The sequence below is a fragment of the Streptomyces pactum genome (assembly GCF_002005225.1).
Classification (GTDB): Bacteria; Actinomycetota; Actinomycetes; order Streptomycetales; family Streptomycetaceae; genus Streptomyces; species Streptomyces pactum_A.
This window is the reverse complement of the sequence record NZ_CP019724.1, coordinates 2003889-2026501: the sequence shown is the minus strand read 5'-3', so window position 1 is coordinate 2026501 and position 22613 is coordinate 2003889. Positions and strand designations below refer to the sequence as shown.

The following is a 22613-nucleotide window of genomic DNA, read 5'->3' as shown; positions in this document are numbered from 1 at the left end:
CGATCACGGGGCAGGATGGTTTCCGCAGGGTCCGGTACGGCCTACGGAGGGTGGGCCGTACGAGCCCTCGAAGGAGAAGGGGCGCCTGAGTGTTCACAAGCGTTTTGATGATCGAGAAGGCCCTGACGTCCGCCGACGTGGAGTTCGTCACCACCTTGCACGGGGAGGAGCCGGTCGCCTTCCACGTGCTGCTCCAGCCGCGCGGCGATCAGGCGGACCGGCTACTGAGAGCCATCGACGACGTCGCTCTCGGTGAGCTCGACGACGCCGTGCGCGAGGGGGAGACGCCCGAGGGCCGGGAGGCGCAGAGCGTCGGGCAGCGGGCCCTGGAGGTGTCCCTCACCGCGCTGCGCGCGTCCGGGGCCGAGGCCGAGGGCCGGCTGATCGAGGACCACCCCCTCGACGAGCTCAAGTCCCTGGTCCTGGAGATCGGGGCCGACGAGGTGATCGTCCTGACCGACCCGCACTACGTGGAGGAGTTCTTCCACCGGGACTGGGCCTCGCGGGCCCGGCACAAGGTCGGCGTACCGGTCCTGAAACTGTTCTCCCACAGCAAGGCATAGGCTGGGGCCGCGCTCCCGCGCCGGGGGCGCGCCACCGGCAGATCACCTCTCGTACACCCGTCGCACCTCTGGGGAGAACAGCGCATGGCACCCGGCCTTCCTACCGCCATGGACCGACCGCACTTCATCGGCATCGGCGGCGCCGGAATGTCGGGCATCGCCAAGATCCTCGCCCAGCGCGGCGCCGAGGTGGCGGGCAGCGACGCCAAGGAGTCCGCGACCGCCGAGGCACTGCGCGCGCTCGGCGCCACCGTGCACGTCGGACACGCGGCGGAGCACCTCGCCGACGACGCGACCTGCGTGGTCGTGTCGTCGGCGATCCGCGAGGACAACCCGGAACTGGCCCGCGCGCACGAACGCGGCATCCCGGTCGTCCACCGCTCGGACGCCTTGGCCGCCCTCATGCACGGTCTGCGCCCGATCGCGGTCGCCGGCACGCACGGCAAGACCACCACCACCTCCATGCTGGCGGTCTCCCTGTCCGAGCTGGGCCTGAACCCGTCGTACGCGATCGGCGGCGACCTGGACGCGCCCGGCTCCAACGCCCTGCACGGCGACGGCGAGATCTTCGTCGCCGAGGCGGACGAGAGCGACCGCAGCTTCCACAAGTACGCCCCCGAGGTCGCCATCGTCCTCAACGTCGAACTCGACCACCACGCCAACTACGCGTCGATGGCCGAGATCCACGAGTCCTTCGAGACCTTCGCCGGCAAGATCGTCCCCGGCGGCACCCTGGTGATCGCCGCCGACCAGGACGGTGCCCGGGAGCTGACGCGGCGGCTGGCCGGGTCGGTGCGGACGGTGACGTACGGGGAGTCCGAGGACGCCGACGTACGGATCCTGTCGGTCGTCCCGCAGGGCCTGAAGAGCGAGGTCACGGTGGTGATGGACGGCGCGGAACTGACCTTCGCGGTCTCCGTCCCCGGCCGCCACTACGCCCACAACGCGGTCGCCGCCCTCGCCGCCGGCGTGGCCCTCGGCATCCCCGCCGCCGAACTCGCCACCGCACTGGCCGCGTACACGGGCGTCAAGCGGCGCCTCCAGCTCAAGGGCGAGGCGGCCGGCGTCCAGGTCGTCGACTCCTACGCGCACCACCCCACCGAGATGACCGCCGACCTGGAGGCCATGCGCGCCGCCGTCGGCGACGCCCGCATCCTGGTCCTCTTCCAGCCGCACCTGTTCTCGCGCACCCAGGAGCTGGGCAAGGAGATGGGCCGGGCCCTGTCGCTGGCGGACGCGTCGGTCGTCCTCGACATCTACCCGGCCCGCGAGGACCCGATCCCGGGCATCACCAGCGACCTGATCATCGAGGCGGCGCGGGCCGCGGGCGCGGACGTCACGCCGGTCCGCGGCAAGGACGGGGCGCCCGCGGTGGTCGCGGGAATGGCGAAGGCCGGTGATCTCGTTCTCACCATGGGCGCGGGCGACGTCACCGACCTCGGACCGCGCATCCTGGACCAGTTGTCGAGCACGGGTAAGTAAGGGGCTGAGGACTCATGTCGTACGACGTCGAGAAGCCGGACGAGCAGTGGCGCGCGGAGCTGGCCCCGGCCGAGTACGCCGTCCTGCGCCAGGCCGCCACGGAACCCGCCTTCACCGGTGAGTACACCGACACCAAGACCGAGGGCGTCTACTCCTGCCGTGCCTGCGGCGCGGACCTGTTCACCTCCACCACCAAGTTCGAGTCGCACTGCGGCTGGCCGTCCTTCTTCGACCCGAAGGACACCGACGCGGTCGAGCTGATCGAGGACCGGTCCCACGGGATGGTGCGCACGGAGGTGCGGTGCGCGCGTTGCGGCTCGCACCTCGGGCACGTCTTCAAGGGCGAGGGCTACCCGACCCCGACCGACCAGCGGTACTGCATCAACAGCGTCGCGCTGCGGCTGGCGCCCGCCGAGGGCTGAGCACGCCGGTCAGCGGGCGGCGGACGGGAGCGTCACGGTGAACACCGTCGTGCCCGGCTCGCCGCCCAGCTCGATCGTGCCGCCGTGTGCCCGCACCAGCGAACCGGCGACGGCGAGGCCCAGCCCGCTGCCCCCGCGGTCGCGGCTGCGGGCCTTGTCGACGCGGTAGAAGCGGTCGAAGATCCGTTCCCGGTCGGCGGCCGGGATCCCCGGGCCCGTGTCGGCGACCGCCACCCGGGCCGCGCCGGCCGTCACGGACACGGCCACCGAGACCCGCGTACCCGGCGGGGTGTGCACGGCGGCGTTGGCCAGCAGGTTGTCCAGCACCTGCCGGATCCGCTGCGGGTCCAGCCGCAGCTTCACCACCGCGGGACCGGCCGTCAGCGACAGCGGATGCCCCGGGTGACCGGCGCGGAAGGCGTCGGCCGCCTGCCGTACCAGCTCCGTCAGATCCGCGTCCTCCCAGCGCAGCGGCGTCTGCGCCGCGGCCGCGTCCAGCCGGGCGAGCAGCAGCAGGTCGTCCAGGAGCACACCCATCCGGGCCGCCTCGGCGCGCAGCCGGCCCAGGTGCCGCTCCCGCTCCCCGGGCTCGTTGGCCGCCGCGTACTGGAACAGGTCGGCGTAGCCCCGCACCGACATCAGCGGGGTGCGCAACTCGTGCGAGGCGTCCGCGACGAACCGGCGCAGCCGCTGCTCGGCCTCGGCGCGCACCGCCAGTGAGTCGTCGATGTGCTCCAGCATGGTGTTGAACGCGGTCCGCAGCTCCGCCACCTCCCGGCCGCCGTCCCGCCCGTCCACCCGCAGCGGCAGCCGGGCGGCCGACTCGGTCAGGTCGTGCGAGGCGATGCCGTGCGCCGTGCCCGCCATGTCGCTCAGCGGCTTCAGGCCGCGCCGCAGCATCCGCCGCCCGGACACCACCAGCGCCAGCAGCGCGAGACCGAAGGCGACGACCTGCACCGTGACCAACTGCTCCACGGTGTCCTCGACGTCCTCCATGGGCGCGGCGCTGACCAGCACCACCCCGGGCTCGACCTCGCAGGCCCGCAGCAGATAGGGGCCGTGCCCGTCGATCCGCACGGTGCGGGTGAGGTCCTCGTCCGAGCGGGCCATGGTCTGCGCGAGGGCGGTCAGCGCGCGGCTGTCCGCCGGCACCTCGGCGGGCGTGCGCAGGTTCGCCGTGCCGCCGGAGACGTCGTAGACGGCCGTGTACCAGCCGTAGTACGGCTTGCGCCGGACCGTGCCGTGCGTCGCCGCGTCCTTGGACTGCACGACCTGCACGAGTTTCATCTGGTCGGCGAGCTGCCGCTCCAGATAGTCCCGCATGTACGCGGTCAGCACCGTGCCGACCACGGCGAACACCAGCAGCGACAGCACGCCGAGGCCCAGCGCCAGCCGGGTCCCGAGCCGCAGCCCGCGATGGGCGCGCCACGGCCGCCGTATCACCGGGCCGCCTGCCGGATCACGTACCCGAAACCACGCACCGTCCGAATCAGCGGCTCACCGGTGTCGTCCGTGTCGTCGAGCTTGCGCCGCAGCCGGCTGACCACCAGCTCCACGACGTTGGACCGGCCGCCGAAGCCGTACTCCCACACGTGGTCGAGGATCTGCGCCTTGGTCAGCACGGCCGGCGACTTGCGCATCAGATAGCGCAGCACCTCGTACTCGGTCGGGGTCAGCGACACCCGCCGCTCGCCCCGGCGCACCTCACGGGTGTCCTCGTCCATCGTCAGGTCCGCCACGCGCAGCACCGACCGCTGGAAACCGGGGCCGGCGCCGCGCCGCAGCACGGTCCGCAGCCGGGCCATCAGCTCCTCCACCGCGAACGGCTTGACCAGGTAGTCGTCACCGCCCCGGGTCAGCCCCGCGACCCGGTCGGCCACCCCGTCGCGCGCGGTGAGGAACACCACCGGCACCATCGTGCCCGAGCGGCGCAGCCGGTCCAGGACACCGAAGCCGTCGACGTCCGGCAGCATCAGGTCGAGCACCACGATGTCCGGACGGAACCCGGCGGCCAGCCGCAGCGCCTGCTCGCCGGAGTTCGCGGTGACCGCCTCCCAGCCCTCGTAGCGGGCGACGGTGGCCACGAGATCGGCGATGGGCGGGTCGTCGTCTACCACGAGGAGTCGCACTTTTTCCACCCGCTCATACTGCGCCACCGGCCGCCCGCACCCCATACCGCGCGGACCCCCGTGCCGTGATCGATAAGCACCTGAAAGTCGCCCGACAGGAAAACGACAGGTCGGGCGGGTGAAGTTCGGTGCCGTGACCACAGTCCCGAGCGCCCCCGCCGTCAGCCGCCTCCCCCACCGGCCCTGAGCCCCAAGGCGGTGGCCCGTACCGGCCTGTTACGCGGTCCTGGCCGCCAACGCCGCCGTCGTGGCCGTCCTCTTCGGCCGGGCGGGCTTCGCCTCCAACACCCCGATCGTCCTCGGCCGCCTCACCGGTCTCTACGGCGCCCTGCTCACGGCCCTCCAACTGCTCCCGGTGGCCCGGCTGCCCTGGTTCGACCGGCGGCGGGTCTCACACGGTCACCACGGGTCCGCGACACCGGACGTCTAGACTCTCCCGGCAACGACCCGTAGCGACCTGGCCAGAACTTCCCGCCCACCCGAAGGGTATTCGGCGTTTTGATACGGATGGAATCAGTCACCAAGCGGTACCCGGACGGCACCGTGGCGGTCGACCGGCTGTCGCTCGAGATCCCGGACCGCTCGATCACGGTCCTCGTCGGTCCGTCCGGCTGCGGCAAGACGACGACCCTGCGGATGATCAACAGAATGGTCGAGCCCAGCGAGGGCACCATCCTCCTCGACGGCGCGGACCTCCAGCGGCAGCCGGTCACCACGCTGCGCCGGTCGATGGGATACGTCATCCAGAACGCCGGGCTCTTCCAGCACCGGACGATCATCGACAACATCGCCACCGTGCCCCGCATGACCGGCTGGGGCAGGCAGAAGTCCCGGGAGCGGGCGGCGGAGTTGATGGAGCGGGTGGGGCTCGACGCCTCCCTCGGCAAGCGGTACCCGTACCAGCTCTCCGGCGGTCAGCAGCAGCGCGTCGGCGTGGCCCGCGCACTCGCCGCCGACCCGCCCGTGCTCCTCATGGACGAGCCGTTCTCCGCCGTCGACCCCGTGGTCCGCAAGGGACTCCAGGACGAACTCCTGCGCATCCAGGAGGAGCTCGGCAAGACCATCGTCTTCGTCACGCACGACATCGACGAGGCCATCAAGCTGGGCACCATGGTCGCGGTGATGCGCACCGGCGGCCGGCTCGCCCAGTTCGCGCCGCCCGCCGAGCTGCTGTCCAACCCCGCGGACGACTTCGTCGAGGACTTCCTCGGCGCCGACCGCGGCATCCGGCGGCTGTCCTTCTTCCCGTCGGCCGGCCTGGAGCTGACGAACGACCGGGTCGTGCGCGTGGACGCCACGGCCGAGCAGCTCGCCGCGCCCGGCGCCGCCCACCTGCTGGTGACCGACGCGGCGGGCAGACCGCTGGGCTGGGCCGAACCCCGGGACCTGACGGCCGGGGACGTCGCGGTGGAGGGGCTGCTCCCGTACGGGCGGCCGTTCGTGCCCGGCACCGACTCGCTGCGGGCCGCGCTCGACGGGGCCGTGCTCTCGCCGACCGGCTGGGCCGTCGCGGTGGACGCCGACGGCCGGGTGACCGGCGTCGTCTCCCAGCAGACCATCGGCGAGGCGATCCGCGCCGCCCACGGCGCAGGGAACACCGACGGCCAACAGGCCGGGGACGCGCGGGGCGACGACGCGCGGGGCGACGACGCGCATGGCGACGACGCGCATGGCGACGCGCGGGGCGACGAAACGCAGGGCGGGGACGCGCGGGACGCGGGGGCCGCCGGTGTCACGAAGGTCGGCCCGTGAACGGCTTCTTCGACATCCCGAGCGACCTCGGCAACACCTACTTCGGCCTGATCGGGCTGCACCTGCGCGAGGCGCTGCTGCCGGTCCTGGCCGGTCTGCTGCTCGCGCTGCCCGTCGCCCAGCTCTGCGTGCGCTTCCGCTGGCTGTACCCGCCGGTGCTCGGCGTGACCACCGTGTTCTACGCCGTCCCGTCGCTGGCCGTCTTCGTCGTCCTCATCGACTACACCGGCCAGACCGAGCTGACCGTGATGATCCCGCTGGCCCTGTACAGCCTGGTGGTACTCGTCCCGGCGATCGTCGACGGCGTGCGGTCGGTGCCCGAGGAGACCCTGGCCGCGTCCACCGCCATGGGTTTCGGGCCCGTACGGCGGTATCTGCAGGTGCAGTTGCCGATCGCCGTGCCCGCGATCCTCGCCGGTCTGAGGGTGGCCGTGTCCGCCAGCATCTCCCTGGTCAGCGTCGGTGCCCTCATCGGCAACCAGGGCGCCCTCGGCAACCTGCTCGCCGACGCCCAGAAGTACGGCCGGCCCGAACTGGCGGTGAACTCGGTACTCACCACCGCCGTACTGGCGGTGGCGTGCGACGCGGCGCTCGTGCTGGCCCGGAACCTGCTGACGCCCTGGATGCCGCGCGGCAGGCGGCAGCGCCCGAAGGAGGCGGCCGTGCGGCAGGAGCGGCCCGGACCCAAGAAGGCGGCTGCCCGGTGAACGTACTCGACTTCGTCAACGCCTTCTTCAGCGACAGCGCCCACTGGCACGGTTACGACGGCATCCCGCAGCGCCTGCTGGAACACGTCCAGTACACGCTGATGGCCCTCGGCCTGGCGGCCGCGATCGGCCTGCCCGTCGGGCTGCTCACCGGGCACACCGGGCGCGGCGGGAACGCCGTCGCGTTCGTCGCCACCGCCGCCCGCGCGCTGCCCAGCTTCGGACTGCTGGTGCTGATCGCCGTCGTGGTCGGCATCGGCCTGCTGCCCGTGATGATCCCGCTGGTCGTACTCGCGATCCCGCCGATCCTGGTCACCACCTACGAGGCGGTGCGCTCGGTCGACCCCTCCCCGGTGGACGCCGCGCGCGGAATGGGCATGCGCGAGTCGAGCATCCTCTTCCGGGTCGAACTGCCGGTGGCCCTGCCGCTGGTCCTCAGCGGGCTGCGCTCGGCCGCCATCCAGGTCGTGTCGACGGCCACCATCGCCGCGTACGTCAGTCTCGGCGGGATCGGCCGGTACATCATCGACGGGCTCTACCAGCGCGACTACGAGAAGGTGGTCGGCGGGGCCACCCTGGTGGCGCTGCTGGCGCTCGTCACGCTCGCGGTGTTCTGGGCGGCGGAGCGGTTGGCGGTGTCGCCGGGGGTGCGCAGGCGCTGACGCCGCGACCAGGATCGAACACAGTGGTGAAAACCGTAACCAGGTCGTTCTTGACTGACCGACAAGTGGCTCGTTTGGATCGTTGGATGACTTCTACCGCGAAGAGCAGCAGGTCCAGGACGAGGCACACCGGCGCGGCGGCCGTCGCGCTCGCCGCCGCGGCGGCGCTGCTCGCGGGCTGTTCCTCCTCCGACGACACCTCCGACAACCCCCTCGCCGGGGAGAAGGCGGAGGCCGGCACCGTCGTCGTCGGCTCGAACAACTTCGCCGAGAGCACCCTGCTCGCCGACATCTACGGCGAGGCGCTCAAGGCCAAGGGCCTCAAGGTCAGCTACAAGCACAACATCGGCAGCCGGGAGACGACGTACGGCCTGATGAAGAACGGCTCGGTCACGGTGCTGCCGGAGTACAACGGCGCGCTGCTGGCGTACCTCGACCCCGATGCGGAGCAGAAGAGCACCGAGGCGGTCAACACCGCGGCCAAGGCCAAGCTCGACAAGAAGCTGACGCTGCTGGAGTCGTCGCCGGCCCAGAACAAGGACTCGGTCAGCGTCAACGCCGAGACCGCGAAGAAGCACGGTCTCACCGCCGAGTCGACCCTCGCCGACCTCAAGGACATCGCGCCGGACCTGGTGATCGGCGGCTCGCCCGAGTTCCAGACCCGGCAGCAGGGGCTGAAGGGCCTGGAGTCCGTGTACGGCCTGAAGTTCAAGTCCTTCAAGGCACTCGATGCGGGCGGCCCGCTGACCCAGTCGGCGCTGACCAAGAACACCGTTCAGGCCGCGGACGTCTTCACCACCGACCCGACCATCATCAAGGAGAAGTTCGTCGTCCTGAAGGACCCGGAGAACCTCTTCGGGTACGCGAACGTGACCCCGCTCGTATACAAGGAGGGGCTGTCCCAGGAGGGCGTGGACACGCTCAACGCGGTCTCGGCCAAGCTGGACACGGAGACCCTCCTCGACCTGGACGCGCAGGTGCAGTTGGACAAGAAGGACCCGCTCGACGTGGCCAAGGAGTGGCTCGAGTCGGCCGGGCTGAGCTGACGCCCCGCCCCGACCGCCGCCACGACGCCCCTTCCTGACCGCCCCTCACGACGCCGCGGCCCCGGCCGCGGCGTCGATCAGTTGGTCGAGCAGGGCGATGAGGACGTCCCGGCAGGAGGCCCGCTCGCGCGCGTCGCACAGCAGCACCTGCACGTGCTCCGGCAGCGCCAGGGCCTCCCGGATCTCCTCGGCCGGGTACGGATGCCGCCCGTGGAAGCCGTTGACGCCGACGACGAACGGAATGCCCCGCCGCTCGAAGAAGTCGATGGCCGCGAAGCTCGACTCGGGCCTGCGCACGTCGACCAGGACCACGGCGCCGAGGGCACCGATCGCCAGGTCGTTCCACATGAACCAGAACCGTTGCTGACCGGGCGTGCCGAAGAGGTACAGCACCAGCTCACGCCCGATGCCGATCCGCCCGAAGTCGAGGGCCACGGTCGTGGCCCGCTTCTCCTCGATGCCGGCCAGGTCGTCGACGTCCAGTCCCGCCGCGGTCAGCGGTTCCTCGGTGCGCAGCGGGGCGATCTCGCTGACCGAGCCGACCATGGTGGTCTTGCCGACGCCGAAACCACCGGCGATCAGTATCTTCACGGCCTCGGGGGCGGCAGCCGGGGCCGCGGGTTCCGTGGGCGCCTCAGCGGCGCGGTCAGAGCCGGCCAAGGCCGTCCCTCACTTTCTGCAGCAGGTCCAGGTCCGGGGTGGCTCGGGAGACCAGACGCGGGGGCCGGGCGGTGATCCGGCCGGCCTCCAGCAGGTCGCAGAGCAGAATGACGACCACGCTCACCGGCAGGTCCAGGCGCGCCGCGACCTCGGCCACGGCGACGGGCTCGGCGCACAGCCGCAGGATCCGCAGGTGCTCGGGCTGCGGTCGCGCGGCCCGGGCGGGCTGCGGATCGACCGCGGTCACCGTCGTGATGAGGGTGAAGTCGGCGCGGCTGGGCCGGGTCCGGCCGCCGGTCAGGGTGAACGGCCGTACGAGCCGGCCGCCCGCGTCGCCTCCGGTCACGTCACTCGCCGGGGCCGGCGGTGGCCCGCGGTGCCGCGCTCAGGTGCTCACCGATCTTCTTCACCAGCATGTTCATCTGGTACGCCACCACGCCGACGTCGGCGTTCGGGCCGGTGAGCACGACGAGGTGGGCGCCGGTGCCCGCGGAGGTGAGTATCAGGTAGCTGTTGGCCATCTCGATCAGTGCCTGGCGCACGGGGCCGCCGCGGAAGTCCATGCTGACGCCCTTGCTGAGGCTCATCAGGCCCGAGGCGGTCGCCGCCAGCCGCTCGGCGTCGTCGCGGAGGAAGCCGGTGGACTTGCTGACGACCAGTCCGTCCTCGGAGAGCACCACGGCCTGGTTCACGTCGGCGACCCGCTCCACCAGTCCGGTGAGCAGTTGGTCCAGCTCGGTGTGCGTGGCGGGGGAGGGTCGGGTCATCGCGTGTCCTTCGTCGGCGGTCGGTGGTCGGCGGTCTGAGTGGAGGGGGCGGCGGAGGAGAGGACCTGCTCGTCGGTCTCGGTCTCGGTTTCGGTTTCGGTCGCGGAGGCGGCGTCGGCGTCCGTGACGTCGGCGTCGTCGGTCTGGGCTCGCAGCGTGCCGCTCTGGAAACCGGCGAGGGAGGAGGCGGCGCGGTCGGCGGTGAAGTCGGCGTAGGCGTCGGACGCGCCGTCGGGGCCGTCCGGGCCGGTGTCGGTGTCCTCGTCGCGCAGCTCGGCCGCCAGGCTGGTCTGCGGCACCCGGCGGGGCAGCGGGGCCAGGCCGTTTCGCCCGGACGCGGACGCGGACGCGGACGCCGACGCGGAAGGGGCGGGAGCGCCGGTCCGGTCGGCGGGCACGGGCCGCACCGGCCGTACGGGCCGCTGCGCGGGAGCGGGATCGGTACCGGTACCGGTAGCGGCCTCGGACCCGGCCGGCGAGGGGGCCTCGGACGGCTCGGACGGCTCGGGCCTCTCGCGGGGCGCCGTACGGTCGTGGTCGTGGTCGTGGCCGCCGCCGTGGGCCGCGTCGATGGCCTCGCGCACCACGATGTCGTGCGGGATCAGCACGATCGCCGTGGTCCCGCCGTACGGGGAGGAGCGCAGCGTGACGGTGATGCCGTGCCGGTGCGCGAGCCGGGCGACGACGAACATGCCGAGCCGCAGGTCGTCGGCGAGCGCGACCACGTCGAACTGCGGGGGCACCGCCAGCAGGGCGTTGAAGGAGGCGTAGTCCTCCTCCGACAGACCGAGCCCGCGGTCCTCGATCTCGACGGCCAGGCCCTTGGCCACCAGCGCCGCCCGCACCCCGACCGGGTGGGGCGCGGGGGAGTAGGCGGTCGCGTTGTCGATGAGCTCGGCGAGCAGGTGGATCACGTCGGCCACCGCGGGCGGCGCGAGGGCCACCTCCTCGTCGGTGTGCAGCTCCACCCGCTGGTACTCGGCGACCTCGCCGACGGCACTGCGCAGGATGTCGACCAGCGAGACCGGCTCGCGCCAGGTGCGCCGGGGCTGCTCGCCGCTGATGATGACGAGGTTCTCCTCGTAGCGGCGCAACTGGCTCGCCGTGGAGTCCAGTTCGTACAGGCCCTTGAGGATCTCCGGGTCGGTGTGCTCGCGCTCCAGCGCGTCCAGCTTGCCGAGCTGCATGTTGACGAGGTTCTGGCTCTGCCGGGCGATGCCGAGGATCACCTTCTGGAAACCGCGCCGCGTGTCGGCGAGTTCCACGGCGGTGTGCACGGCGGTGCGTTGGGCCGTGTTGAACGCCTGCGCGACCTGACCGAGTTCGTCCCGCCCGTAGTCCAGCGGCGGGGTCGCGGAGTCCACGTCGACCTTCTCGCCCCGCTCCAGCCGGGCCACCACGTCCGGCAGCCGCTCCTCGGCCAGGCTCAGGGTGGCCAGCCGCAGCCCGCGCAGCCGCCGGGACAGCGAGCGGGTGATGCGCCAGGACATGACGACGCAGAGCAGCAGGGCGACCAGGCCGCCCGCGCTGAGGGAGGCGGCCGTGATCAGCAGCGCGCGCGCCTCGTCGGCGCTGCGGTCGAGCAGTCCGTCGGTCTGCTGCCGGATGAGCGCCTCGTACTGGTCCGAGACCTCGTCCAGCGCGGCGGTCCAACGCTGCCGCGCGTCCGGCAGGTCGATCGCGCCGTCCCCGTCCGCCGCGCGGGCCGCGAGCACCTGGTCCTCGACGGCCTCCAGGGTCTGCCACTCGGGGCTGGCGAGGACCCGCTCGGTCTGCGCCTTCGCGCTGCCGCGCAGGGAGGGGACGATCTGGTCCTGGACGAGCCAGCGCCGGGTGTGGGCCAGTTGGGCGAACTGCCCCCAGTCCTCCTCGTCCATCCGGCCGGACGGCCAGGCCAGGGTGAGCCGGGCGTTCTCCTGGGAGACCAGCTCCGCCGCGTGCTCCAGGGCGACCAGCGGCCCGGCCTGCGAGGTGAGGTCGCCGTCGTCGACCTGGGAGAGCTCCTGGAAGGCGTGGATCTGCTCGTCGATGATCGAGGTGTACTGGTCGAGCGCCTGCTCCTCGGTGATGTCGCTGGGGTCGTCCACCTGGTTGCGGTAGTACTCCAGGCTGCCCACCGAGCCGAGCACCGAGTACAGCCGGTCGGACACCCGGGCGGGCGCGCGTTCGATCGCGTCGGACTGGCCGACCAACTGGGCCACGGCCGCGTCCGTCTTCTTCCGCTGGGCGTCCAGGGCCGTCCGGTCGCCGCCGGGGCCGGCCAGCCAGGCGGCCGACAGGCTGCGCTCCTTCTGCAGCGCGAGCGCCGCCTCGGTGCCCATGGCCCCGGTGTCGCGGCTCAGCTCGGTCTGCGCGCGCAGCCGCAGGCCCTCCGAGAACATCTGAATTGTCGTCACCCCCCACACGGCGGCGAGGGTGACACCGGGGACCAGGGCCAGGAGAATCAGGGAGAGACGTATGGAGCCGAGGCGGCGCCGGGCACCTGTCCGTGCAGACATCGTCGTCCTAGGCGATCAGTGGGAGAGGCTGTCGGGTGTGCGCGGGCGCGTACGGCCGCGGTGTGACGGTCACCGGGTGCCGCCCGCGGCGAACTTCGCGACGGCGTCGGCGTTCGCCCGGGTCACGAACGCGGGGCCGGTCAGCACGGGTGCCACTCCGCCGCCGCTGACGTTTCCGTTGGTGCGGTACAGCCAGAGGGCGTCCACCGCCAGGTAGCCCTGGAGGTACGGCTGCTGGTCCACCGCGAACTGCACGTCCCCGCGCTTGACCGCGGCGATCAGGTCCTCGTCGAGGTCGAAGGTGGCGACGTGGGCGCCGCTGCCCGCCTCCTCGACCGACTCGACCGCGGTCAGGGCGAACGCCGCGCCGTTCATGACGACCTCGTCGATGCTCGAGTCCTGCCGCAGCCGCGCGGTGACGGCCGCGCCCACCGCCTTCATGTCGGTGCCCTCGACGTAGAGCATCTCGGTCTCGCCCCCGAAGGTCTTCTTCACACCGGCGCAGCGGGCCTCCAGGGCGACGTTGCCGCGCTCGTGGATGACGCACAGGGCGTGCTTGGCCTTGAGGGCGTTCAGCTTGTCGCCGACGGCCCGGCCCGCGACGCTCTCGTCCTGGCCGAAGTACTCCAGGAGACCGGTGGACCGCCACGCGTCCATGCCGGAGTTGAGCCCGACCACGGGGATGCCCGCCGCCTTGGCCTCGGCGACCGGCCCCTTCATCGCCTGCGGTTTGGCCAGGGTGACGGCGATGCCGTCGGCCTTGTCGCGGACCGCGTCCCGCACCAGGTCGGCCTGGTCGGCGGTGTCGGCGTCACCGGCGTACGTCAGGTCGATGCCGTCCTTGGCCGCCGCCGCCTCGGCGCCCTTGCGCACCCGGTCCCAGAAGGCGTCGCCCTCACCGCCGTGGGTGACCATGACGACCTTCATCCGGTCGGCGCCGGACCCGCCCGCGGCGTCCGCGGCCGAGCCGTCGTCCTCCCCGCCGAGGGCGGAGCAGCCGGCCGCCAGCAGACAGGCGGCCGCGGTGAGGGCCGCGGCGCGGAGACGTCCGGGGGAGTGGGTGGACGGGGGAGTTGTACTCATGGGGGGTGCGGCACCTCGCTGTGCGACCGAGCAGGAGGAACGGAGCGAGGGGTGACCGGAGCCGCGTGTCGCTACGCCGACCGGATAAATCTCGCCTGGCCGGAGCAAACCGTGTGTGACCGCCGGTAGTCAAGTGATCAGCGACCAGGTGTGAGTTGTCGGTGCCGCATCGTGATGAACGGGGCGGGTGAAGAGCGGGTGAAGCGTGTGCTGGAGCGGGGCTGAAGCGCGAGCGGGCACGGAAGCCCGGCGTCCGGCTCCGGGTGCGTGCCGGGGCGCGGACGCCGGGCGGCCCGGTGTCAGGCGGGCCCGCCCGCCCGCTGCTCCAGCGGTTGCCGGGCTCCGCGCGCGGCCCGGCTCTCCTTCCTGCGGCGCCGGCGGTCGCGGCGCGACTCCTGGTCGGGCAGCCAGCCGAAGACCAGGCAGCTTCCGACGCAGCCGAGGAGAAGCCCGACGATGAACCCGCCGAGGTTGGAGGTGACCCACGTGCCCAGGGAGGCCAGGACGCCGATGAGGGAGTAGAAGAGGCGCTGGGCGGGGTTGACCAGGGCCAGCAGTCCGCACAGCAGCATCACGACCGGCAGGAGATAGCCGGCCACGCCCTGCATGCCGACGTGCAGGACGACCTCGAAGGAGGCCTTCATGGTGAAAAGGACCTCCGCCCCGGCCAGGGTGAGCAGCAACCCGCCCCAGAACGGCCGCCCGGAGCGCCAGCGGCGAAAGCCGGCCCGGAAGCCCGCACGCCGATCGCCGGGCATCAGCAGCCCGACCCGCTGAAGCGCAGCTTCAGGCCGGGGAGCTTGAACACCCCCGCGGTGGTCGCGTAGTTGGTCTGCCGTAGGTTCTTGATCTGCACGGTGTCGGCCTGCTGGCTGAAGACGCCGATCGGTCCGCGGCCCTTCGGGCCGGCCTTGTCCAGGGTGCTGGCGTCGTTGCCGATCTCGATGTTGTTGAAGGCGGCGTCACCCGACAGGAACGTCGAGTCGGTGGTCAGATCACTCGCGGACACCCGGGTGTCCCCCTCGCCCGCGGTGATGAGCAGGTTGGTGCCGCCCAGGTCGACGCTCTGGCACAGCTTGGTCAGCTTCGCCTCCTTGATCACGGAGGTGACGACCAGGACCTGGCCGCCGGTGTCCCCCGCGTTCGGGCTGCCCTCGGCCATGTTGTCGAGGCCGCCGAACTGGGCGAACCCCTTGCCGTCGAGCTCCGTGGCGGTGACGGTGAAGGGCATGCCGGAGATCGCGAACTGCACACCCAGGGCGCCCTGGGCGGTGAGGATCGCCAGGCCCGCGGTGACCGCGGCGGCCGGCACCGCCAGCACCGCGGCCCGGCGCAGCCTGACCCGGCCGCGTCTCGTGGGTGCCCCGCCGGTATCCGGCGCGAAAGCGCCTTCCTGGCCGGTCTCGGGTTCGGGGGTGTCGCCGGCGGGCGGGGTGACGTCGGAGGACGAGGCCATGTCTGCTCCCAGAGGCATAGTGAATGCGGATCGGGTTTCAGCGGCACGTTCTTGAGCGGCACGCTGTCCTGGCGCGGACAGCGGCTGGTGCGGACAGCGGCTGATGCGCACGCCTCCCGGCAACTCCCGGCGGGTGCAGGGGTTTTCACGTTACGCACCAGTAGCCAATCGGGAAGTTACCGGTGGTTACACCGCAGGGTCAAGCAAGTTGTGAGTAAAGAGTGGGGATTGTGTGCCACCTGCCGCTTTTCCGTCCCGGCGTCTTCGGAAGTACGCGATCATCAGCGTCAACTCGTGTGCGCACCCTTGACGTTGACTGCCCGTCAGGCTTACAACTGCTCCTGTTTCCCCGGATCCGTGGCGCCGGATCCGTTCCCGCGGCACCGTCCGCGTTCCCGGCATCGGGACCCGTCCTCCGGACAGGACCCGGCCCCGCCCCCCAACGGGGCAGCCGTATCTCCTGGGCAGGGCCCGTACTTCGCTTCCGGGGCCGTGCCCGCACCCGCCGGGCACGGCCCGCACCTGTCGGGCACGGCCCGGAATCTCATCGCATCGGCCCGGTCGCATTCCCGCGGCCGGCCCACCCCTGCTTCACCGAACCCCACTCCGGAAGAGGTAGCCGCATGCGTACGCGTACTCGTCCCCGTACTCTCCTCACCCTCACCGCGGCCGTCGCCGCGCTGACCCTCCCCGCGGCGGGCACCGCCGTCGCGGGCACCGCCGCCGCCACACCCGTCCTCACCACCGGCTCCGCCGGCGGGACGCCCGTCGCGGTCGGGGACACCCTCACCGCGTCCCTGGCGAGCGGCACCAGTGCCACGTTCCACTCCAGCGCGACCGGCACCAGCGGCGTCTCGTGCACGTCCTCGCAGTTCACCGTCAACGTCACCGACAACCCCACCGCCCCCGGCACGGCAACCGAGTCGCTCACCGCCCACACCTTCGACAGCAGTACCTGCACCAGCAACGTCATCGGCGTCCTCGGTGTCAACGGCATCACGGTCCACAACCTGCCCTACACCACCACCGTGTCCTCCGACGGTGCCGTCGCCGTCACCCCGCCGAGCGGCTCCACCGTCCGGACCACGGTCAGCCTGCGCACCCTCCTCGGCAGCATCAACTGTGTCTACGAGGCCCCCGGCCTCTCCGGCACGGCGAGCAACGGCACCAACTCGATCGCCTTCGCGGACCAGCACTTCACCAAGGTCTCCGGCTCGGGACTCTGCTTCGCCAACGGGTACTTCACCGCCACCTACGCCCCCGTGACCGACGGGAGCGCGACGGTGTTCGTCAACTGACGACGCACGGCGGCCCGGCCCACGCCTCGAACGGGGCGGGACCGGGCCGCCGTCCGCGGGGCAGCAAGGAGGCGGATCTGACGGTGAGTTATCGTGTACAGGGCGTAAAAACAGGCGGCACGGCCTGTTGAGTTCCAGCCCAGGAGAGTTCAGCCGATGGCGAGGCAGCTACGCGCCGAGCAGACCCGAGCGACGATCCTCGGTGCCGCCGCCGACCTGTTCGACCGTCACGGGTACGAGTCGACCAGTCTGAGCGAGATCGTGACCCACGCCGGGGTCACCAAGGGCGCCCTGTACTTCCACTTCGCGGCGAAGGAGGACCTCGCCCACGCGATCATGGAGCTCCAGTCCAGGACCTCGCGCCGGCTGGCGAGGGAGCTGGACGGCCGGGGCTACACCTCCCTGGAGGCGCTGATGCGCCTGACGTTCGGCATGGCCCGGCTGTGCGAGGAGGGGCCGGTCCTGCGGGCCGGGCTGCGGCTCGCCACCGGGGGAGTGCCGGTGCGGCCGCCGCTGCCGCACCCCTTCACCGAGTGGCGGGAGATCGCCTCGTCCCGCCTCCTGGACGCCGTCCGCCAGTCCGACCTGCATCCGGACATCGACGTCGACTCCGTCGCCCACACCCTCGTCTGCTCCATCGTCGGCACCCGCGTCGTGGGCGGCACCCTGGAACCGGCCGCGCGACAGCCCCGCCGCCTGGCCGGAATGTGGCACATCCTGATCCGCGGCATGGTGCCGGTGACCCGCCGCGCGCGCTACCTCACCCTCGCGGCACGCCTGGAGCGGGAGCTGGGCGGGGTCTGATCCGGCGGCAGCTCGGCCGGGGTGCGGTGCGCTTTGGCCGGGACGTGAGGGACTCCGGCGCGCCGCGGTGGGCCGGCCGCCCTGACGCGGTGGGAATCCGCCCTGACGCGGTGGGTCCCGCCCTGATGTGTTGGGCTGCCTGTCCCGATACGGTCGGCTCGGCCCCGACACGGCCGGCTCCGCCGTCCCGCCCCGGGGCGCGCGATACGGTGAGGCTCATGTCCGACACCCCGCCCGAGCCGGCCCCCGTCATCGTCGGCGACGAGCCCGGGTCTTTCCCCCACGGCGTGCTGGCGGAGCGGCACCCGGCCATCGTCCGGCAGGTGCGGAAGGCGTTCCCCTTCGGCCCCGAACGGCGAAAGGCGCTCGACGCGCTGCTCGCGAGCTGTACCGACGGCGTGGTCGAGCCGCTGCCCGCCGGCGCCGACGCCCGCGACCGGGACCGCTGGGCGGACTGGGGGATCGACGCGTACGCCGGACGCTCCTGGTTCGACGTGCCGTGGCTGTGGGCCGAGAGCCACTTCTACCGCCGCCTCCTCGACGCCGTCGGCTACTTCGGCACCGGCGCCTGGCAGGGCGTCGACCCCTTCCGGCCCGCCAAACTCGCCGAACTCGACGCCCCGGAGACGGACGAGGAACTCGCCGCGCTCGACGGCCTCGCCGACCTGCCCGCCGACGAGCGCACGCGGGCCCTGCTGCACGGCTCGCTCTGGGGCAACCGCGCGGACCTCGGCTTCCGCCTCTCCGGAAGCGGCACCGGCACCCAGGACCGGGTGCAGGCCCTGGTCGCGGACGACAGCGACATGCTCTGGGAGCTGCTCCCGCCCGCCGGGAAGGGCACCTCCGGCCGCCCGAGGACCTTGTGCCTCGTCGCCGACAACGCCGGCCGCGAACTCGTCCCCGACCTGCTCCTCGTCGCGCACCTGCTCGAGCGTGGCAGCATCGACCGGGCGGTCCTGCACCTCAAGCCGTATCCGTACTACGTCTCCGACGCCACGCCCGCCGACCTGATGGACGCGCTGCGGCGGCTCGTCGCGGCGGGTGGCGCGGCGGCCGCGTACGGCGAGCGGCTGTGGAGCGCGCTGACCGACGGCCGCGTCACCGTCCGCGCCCACCCCTTCTCCTGCGCCCCGCTGCCCTACGCGGACATGCCCGACGACCTGCGCGAGGAGTTCACCGCGGCCACGGTCACCGTCCTCAAGGGCGATCTGAACTACCGCCGCCTGGTGGGTGACCGGTGGTGGCCCCCGACCACGTCGTTCGCGGCGGCCACCGGCTACTTCCCGGGCCCCGTCGCCGCCCTGCGCACCCTGAAGTCGGACGTGATCACCGGCCTGTCCCCGGACACGGAAGCGGCACTCGTGGCGAGCGGGGAACAGCGCTGGCGGACGAGCGGGACGCACGCGCTGATCCAGGTCAGGCGCTGAGCGCCCGCGTCGGAAGGCGGCGGACCACGACCGCGCCCCGAGCGGACGAACCGGTGAAAGTTCCCGAGTCCCCCCTGGATTCACGCGATGGTGTGATCATGTCCCACCCCGCGGATGTGCCCGGAGGGCCATGGGTAGGGCCCGGCCATGACGCGACAGCCCTTCGAACTCCCGCACTTCTACCTGCCGCACCCCGCGCGGCTGAACCCGCACCTCGACGAGGCCCGCGCCCACTCGACGGCGTGGGCGCGCGAGACGGGCATGCTGGAGGGCTCAGGGGTCTGGGACCAGGCCGACCTCGACGCACACGACTACGGCCTGCTCTGCGCCTACACCCACCCCGACTGCGACGGGCCGGCGCTCTCCCTCATCACCGACTGGTACGTGTGGGTCTTCTTCTTCGACGACCACTTCCTGGAGAAGTTCAAACGCAGTCAGGACCGCGTCGCCGGCAAGGCCCACCTGGACCGGCTCCCCCTGTTCATGCCGCTCGACCTCGCCACCGACATGCCCGAGCCGGAGAACCCGGTGGAGGCCGGTCTCGCCGACCTCTGGAGGCGGACCGTGCCGGCGATGTCGGCCGACTGGCGCCGCCGCTTCGCCGTCGCCACCGAGCACCTGCTCAACGAGTCCCTGTGGGAACTGTCCAACATCAACGAGGGGCGGATCGCCAACCCCGTCGAGTACATCGAGATGCGCCGCAAGGTCGGCGGCGCCCCCTGGTCGGCCGGGCTGGTGGAGTACGCGACCGCCGAGGTACCCGCCGCCGTCGCCGGTTCCCGGCCGCTCAGGGTCCTGATGGAGACCTTCTCCGACGCCGTGCACCTGCGCAACGACCTCTTCTCCTACCAGCGGGAGGTCGAGGACGAGGGTGAGCTGAGCAACGGGGTGCTGGTCCTGGAGACCTTCTTCGACTGCACCACGCAGGAGGCCGCCGAACTCGTCAACGACGTCCTCACCTCCCGGCTGCACCAGTTCGAGCACACCGCGTTCACCGAGGTTCCCGCGATCGCCCTGGAGAGCGGCCTGACCCCGGCCGAGGTCACCGCCGTCGGGCTGTACGCGAAGGGTCTGCAGGACTGGCAGTCCGGCGGCCACGAATGGCACACGCGTTCCAGCAGGTACATGAACAAGGGCGTGCGTCCCGCCGCCGGCTGGCAGGCGCTGACCGGCCCCGGCACCTCCGCCGCCGACGTCGGTACGCTGCTCGCCGCGGCCGGCGCCCAGCGGGCCCGCCCCTACACGTACGTGCCCTTCCAGAAGGTCGGGCCCTCGATCATCCCCGACATCCACATGCCGTTCCCGCTGGAGCTGAGCCCCGCCCTGGACGGTGCCCGACGGCACCTGTTCGAGTGGTCGCGCGCGATCGGCTTCCTCAGCGAGGGGGTCTGGGACGAGGACAAACTCGCGAGCTGCGACCTTCCCCTGTGCGCCGCGGGCCTCGACCCGGACGCGACCCAGGAGCAGTTGAACCTCGCCTCCGGCTGGCTGGCCTTCGGCACCTACGGCGACGACTACTACCCGCTGGTCTACGGCCACCGCCGCGATCTGGCGGCCGCCCGGCTGACCACGGCCCGTCTGTCGGCCTGCATGCCGCTCGACGGCGAACCGGTCCCGCCGCCCGCCAACGCCATGGAGCGCTCCCTGACCGACCTGTGGGCCCGTACCACGGCCGGCATGACGCCCGAGGAGCGGCGCCCGCTGAAGTCGGCCGTCGACACGATGACCGAGGCCTGGGTGTGGGAGCTGTCCAACCAGATCCAGAACCGCGTCCCCGACCCGGTCGACTACCTGGAGATGCGGCGAGCCACCTTCGGCTCCGATCTCACCCTGGGCCTGTGCCGCGCCGGTCACGGGCCCGCCGTGCCGCCCGAGGTCTACCGCAGCGGTCCCGTCCGTTCCCTGGAGAACGCGGCGATCGACTACGCGTGCCTCCTCAACGACGTCTTCTCCTATCAGAAGGAGATCGAGTACGAGGGCGAGATCCACAACGCCGTCCTCGTCGTGCAGAACTTCTTCGGCGTCGGCTATCCGGCGGCCCTCAACGTCGTGCAGGACCTCATGAACCAGCGCATGCGCCAGTTCGAGCACGTCGTCGCGCACGAACTGCCGGTCGTCTACGACGACTTCCGGCTCTCGGACGAGGCGCGGGCCGTCATGCGGGGCTATGTGACCGACCTGCAGAACTGGATGGCAGGCATCCTCAACTGGCACCGCGAGGTCCCGCGGTACAAGGCCGAGTACCTGGCCGGGCGAACCCACGGGTTCCTCCCGGACCGGGTCCCGGCCGTTCCCGTCCCGGCGCGCGCCGCACTGCCCGCGCTCGGCTGACCGTCGGTCAGTCTCACTCTTTCGTGGCTCGTCACGCGCCGGTGCGCCGGGTAGAGCACCTGCCGGAGGCGATCCATGGAACAGACAGCGTTGCGACCCAAGCCGATGCCCGGTCAGGAACCGGGGGGCGGCACCGCGCCCGACGACGTCCGGCGTCCGCATACCGGGAGCCGGCGCCGCCGACGGCTCACCATCCTGCTGCTCGGCGTGTTCTCCGCGACGATCCTGCTCCTGGCGGGCGTGGGACTCGGCACGATGGGCGCCACGGTGATCGGCATGAGCGAACTCGCCGAACTGCAACGGCAGGCGGGGGCGTCGGGGCCAGGAGCGGAGCCGGGTGCGCAAGCGCGGCCGGGCAGCCGGGCCGCCGCCGCGCATCCGTCGACCGGTCCGTCCCCGTCCCCGGCGCCGGCCGCCGCGACCCTCGGCGTGGAGGCCGTGGACGACGAGAAGCCGGGGGCTCTGGTCGTGGGCGTCCACGTGCCCGGCCCCGGGTACGCGGCGGGCCTGGTCCGGGGTGACGTGCTCCTGGCGTTCGGCGCGACCCGGGTCGACTCGGCCGCCGACCTCGTCGACGCCGTGGCCCGCGCCCGGCCGGGCAAGGAGGTCAAGGTGACGGTGCGCCACGAGAGCGGCGGCTACCAGCAGCTCACCGCCGTACCGGGGGTCGTCACCTGACGCCCGTCACCCGGCCGTCGCGACGCGCCCGACGTCACGCGACCGTACGGAAGTGGCTCGTCAGCCGTCCGGTGTCGTCCAGGACGTGGTAGGCCAGCCCGACCGGGGCGTCCCGGTCCGCGATCCGATCGCCCTCCCAGGGGAGCCGCAGGGTCCACGTCACTCCGGGGCCCACCACCAGGGGCCGCCCGGCGAACACGGTGGCGGCGGGTGTGTGGGCGTGCCCCGTGATCAGCCCGGCGATCGAGGGCCGCCGCTTGAGCAGCGCGGCGAGGCGTTCGGGGTGGCGCAGCCGGCAGGAGTCGGGCAGGGGGTGGTGCACGGCCGTGGGCGGGTGGTGGAAGGCGAGGAGGGCCGGGCGCTCGGCGCCGAGTTCGTCGAGCGTCGCCTCGATCCAGCCGTACGTCTCCTCGTCAAGCTCCCCCTCGTCGCTTCCCGGGATGCTGGAGTCGCACATCAGCACCGCGCCGCCGTCGAAGACCCGCGCCTCGTTGACCGGCCCCTCCGCGCTGGGCAGGCCGAGCAGGGCCTTGCGGTAGGGTGCGCGGCTGTCGTGGTTGCCGGGGCAGGTCAGCACGGGGAACGGCGCGGTGCCGTCGCGCAGCCCCAGGACGCGGGCGGCCTCCTCGTACTCCTCCTCCGTGCCGTGGTCCGCGATGTCCCCGGTGACCAGCAGGGCGTCCACCGGCCCCGGCAGTCGCCGGAGCCGGTCGCGGACCCGCTCGGCGCGCTCGGTCGCCCGCGCGCTCCCGTCCAGGTGCAGATCGCTGATGTGCGCGAGTACGAGCACGGTGCAGGCCTCCTCCGGGCGCCGCGGGGCACGCCCTCATGGCTAACGTTCGAACGGC

Annotated in this window: 22 protein-coding genes and 1 pseudogene; 13 read left to right on the top strand and 10 right to left on the bottom strand. The window is 72.2% G+C overall.

The features are described from left to right. The first annotated feature begins 89 nt into the window (after positions 1-89). From B1H29_RS08440 to msrB, 3 genes are all read left to right on the top strand, one after another. Positions 90-563 carry an indole-3-glycerol phosphate synthase gene (locus tag B1H29_RS08440; RefSeq protein WP_199832382.1) on the top strand — a complete coding sequence of 158 codons (474 nt, stop codon included), beginning with the start codon at positions 90-92 and terminating at the stop codon, positions 561-563. 84 nt (positions 564-647) lie between these two features. Beyond that, positions 648-2045, top strand: a complete 1398-nt coding sequence (gene murC / locus B1H29_RS08435; RefSeq protein WP_055419649.1) for a UDP-N-acetylmuramate--L-alanine ligase — start codon at positions 648-650, stop codon at positions 2043-2045. Between the two features lie 14 nt (positions 2046-2059). Beyond that, positions 2060-2467, top strand: coding sequence for a peptide-methionine (R)-S-oxide reductase MsrB (gene msrB / locus B1H29_RS08430; protein ID WP_055419648.1), 408 nt, complete (start codon positions 2060-2062; stop codon positions 2465-2467). A 9-nt stretch (positions 2468-2476) separates the two neighbouring features. Here msrB and B1H29_RS08425 read toward each other — a convergent pair whose 3' ends face one another. Together B1H29_RS08425 and B1H29_RS08420 are read right to left on the bottom strand one after the other, a co-directional pair. Continuing rightward, a complete protein-coding gene (locus B1H29_RS08425) occupies positions 2477-3910 on the bottom strand; it encodes a sensor histidine kinase (RefSeq protein WP_055419647.1) in 1434 nt (477 codons plus the stop codon). After that, entirely contained in the window at positions 3907-4605 is a 699-nt protein-coding gene (locus B1H29_RS08420; protein WP_279636542.1) for a response regulator transcription factor, read from the bottom strand. The genes B1H29_RS08425 and B1H29_RS08420 overlap by 4 nt, the downstream gene beginning before the upstream one ends. Positions 4606-4779: 174 nt before the next feature. Between B1H29_RS08420 and B1H29_RS08415 the strand changes: the two are divergent. From B1H29_RS08415 to B1H29_RS08395, 5 genes and pseudogenes are all read left to right on the top strand, one after another. Then, a pseudogene (locus B1H29_RS08415) lies at positions 4780-4981 on the top strand (oxidoreductase); the annotation flags it as partial. Positions 4982-5094: 113 nt separating this feature from the next. Then, complete coding sequence (locus tag B1H29_RS08410) at positions 5095-6348, top strand: ABC transporter ATP-binding protein (RefSeq protein ID WP_234393075.1); 1254 nt, start codon at positions 5095-5097, stop codon at positions 6346-6348. Next, complete coding sequence (locus B1H29_RS08405; protein WP_055419644.1) at positions 6345-7055, top strand: ABC transporter permease; 711 nt, start codon at positions 6345-6347, stop codon at positions 7053-7055. Before B1H29_RS08410 ends, B1H29_RS08405 begins: the two co-directional genes overlap by 4 nt. Continuing rightward, positions 7052-7717 carry an ABC transporter permease gene (locus tag B1H29_RS08400; protein WP_055419643.1) on the top strand — a complete coding sequence of 222 codons (666 nt, stop codon included), beginning with the start codon at positions 7052-7054 and terminating at the stop codon, positions 7715-7717. The genes B1H29_RS08405 and B1H29_RS08400 overlap by 4 nt, the downstream gene beginning before the upstream one ends. Positions 7718-7803: 86 nt before the next feature. Further along, positions 7804-8763: an ABC transporter substrate-binding protein gene (locus B1H29_RS08395; protein WP_055419642.1), complete on the top strand. Its 960-nt coding sequence runs from the start codon at positions 7804-7806 to the stop codon at positions 8761-8763. Between the two features lie 45 nt (positions 8764-8808). Here the strand turns inward: B1H29_RS08395 and B1H29_RS08390 are convergent, their stop codons facing one another. The 7 genes from B1H29_RS08390 to B1H29_RS08360 form a co-directional block, all read right to left on the bottom strand. Then, the gene (locus tag B1H29_RS08390) at positions 8809-9423 is read right to left on the bottom strand and encodes a GTP-binding protein (protein ID WP_055419641.1); all 615 of its coding nucleotides are present in this window, start codon (positions 9421-9423) and stop codon (positions 8809-8811) included. Beyond that, complete coding sequence (locus B1H29_RS08385; RefSeq protein ID WP_055419640.1) at positions 9410-9769, bottom strand: DUF742 domain-containing protein; 360 nt, start codon at positions 9767-9769, stop codon at positions 9410-9412. The genes B1H29_RS08390 and B1H29_RS08385 overlap by 14 nt, the downstream gene beginning before the upstream one ends. Before the next feature lies 1 nt (position 9770). Next, a complete protein-coding gene (locus B1H29_RS08380) occupies positions 9771-10190 on the bottom strand; it encodes a roadblock/LC7 domain-containing protein (protein WP_055419639.1) in 420 nt (139 codons plus the stop codon). Then, entirely contained in the window at positions 10187-12688 is a 2502-nt protein-coding gene (locus B1H29_RS08375) for a sensor histidine kinase (RefSeq protein ID WP_055419638.1), read from the bottom strand. Before B1H29_RS08375 ends, B1H29_RS08380 begins: the two co-directional genes overlap by 4 nt. A 69-nt stretch (positions 12689-12757) precedes the next feature. After that, positions 12758-13771 carry a substrate-binding domain-containing protein gene (locus tag B1H29_RS08370; protein ID WP_055419637.1) on the bottom strand — a complete coding sequence of 338 codons (1014 nt, stop codon included), beginning with the start codon at positions 13769-13771 and terminating at the stop codon, positions 12758-12760. A gap of 299 nt (positions 13772-14070) precedes the next feature. Continuing rightward, the gene (locus tag B1H29_RS08365) at positions 14071-14529 is read right to left on the bottom strand and encodes a DUF6114 domain-containing protein (protein WP_055419636.1); all 459 of its coding nucleotides are present in this window, start codon (positions 14527-14529) and stop codon (positions 14071-14073) included. Further along, complete coding sequence (locus B1H29_RS08360; protein ID WP_055419635.1) at positions 14529-15227, bottom strand: DUF6230 family protein; 699 nt, start codon at positions 15225-15227, stop codon at positions 14529-14531. The genes B1H29_RS08365 and B1H29_RS08360 overlap by 1 nt, the downstream gene beginning before the upstream one ends. A 623-nt stretch (positions 15228-15850) precedes the next feature. Between B1H29_RS08360 and B1H29_RS08355 the strand changes: the two genes are divergently transcribed. The 5 genes from B1H29_RS08355 (at position 15851) to B1H29_RS08335 (ending at position 21765) form a co-directional block, all read left to right on the top strand. After that, entirely contained in the window at positions 15851-16525 is a 675-nt protein-coding gene (locus tag B1H29_RS08355; protein ID WP_055419634.1) for a hypothetical protein, read from the top strand. Positions 16526-16681: 156 nt separating this feature from the next. Beyond that, a complete protein-coding gene (locus tag B1H29_RS08350) occupies positions 16682-17329 on the top strand; it encodes a ScbR family autoregulator-binding transcription factor (RefSeq protein WP_055419633.1) in 648 nt (215 codons plus the stop codon). A 218-nt stretch (positions 17330-17547) separates the two neighbouring features. Continuing rightward, entirely contained in the window at positions 17548-18756 is a 1209-nt protein-coding gene (locus B1H29_RS08345; RefSeq protein ID WP_055419632.1) for a damage-control phosphatase ARMT1 family protein, read from the top strand. 147 nt (positions 18757-18903) lie between these two features. After that, positions 18904-21087, top strand: a complete 2184-nt coding sequence (gene cyc2, locus B1H29_RS08340; protein ID WP_055419631.1) for a germacradienol/geosmin synthase Cyc2 — start codon at positions 18904-18906, stop codon at positions 21085-21087. Between the two features lie 75 nt (positions 21088-21162). Beyond that, positions 21163-21765: a PDZ domain-containing protein gene (locus B1H29_RS08335; RefSeq protein ID WP_055419630.1), complete on the top strand. Its 603-nt coding sequence runs from the start codon at positions 21163-21165 to the stop codon at positions 21763-21765. A 34-nt stretch (positions 21766-21799) separates the two neighbouring features. On the opposite strand, the gene B1H29_RS08330 is transcribed toward B1H29_RS08335, so the two are convergent. Next, complete coding sequence (locus B1H29_RS08330; protein WP_055419629.1) at positions 21800-22555, bottom strand: phosphodiesterase; 756 nt, start codon at positions 22553-22555, stop codon at positions 21800-21802. Positions 22556-22613 lie beyond the last annotated feature (58 nt).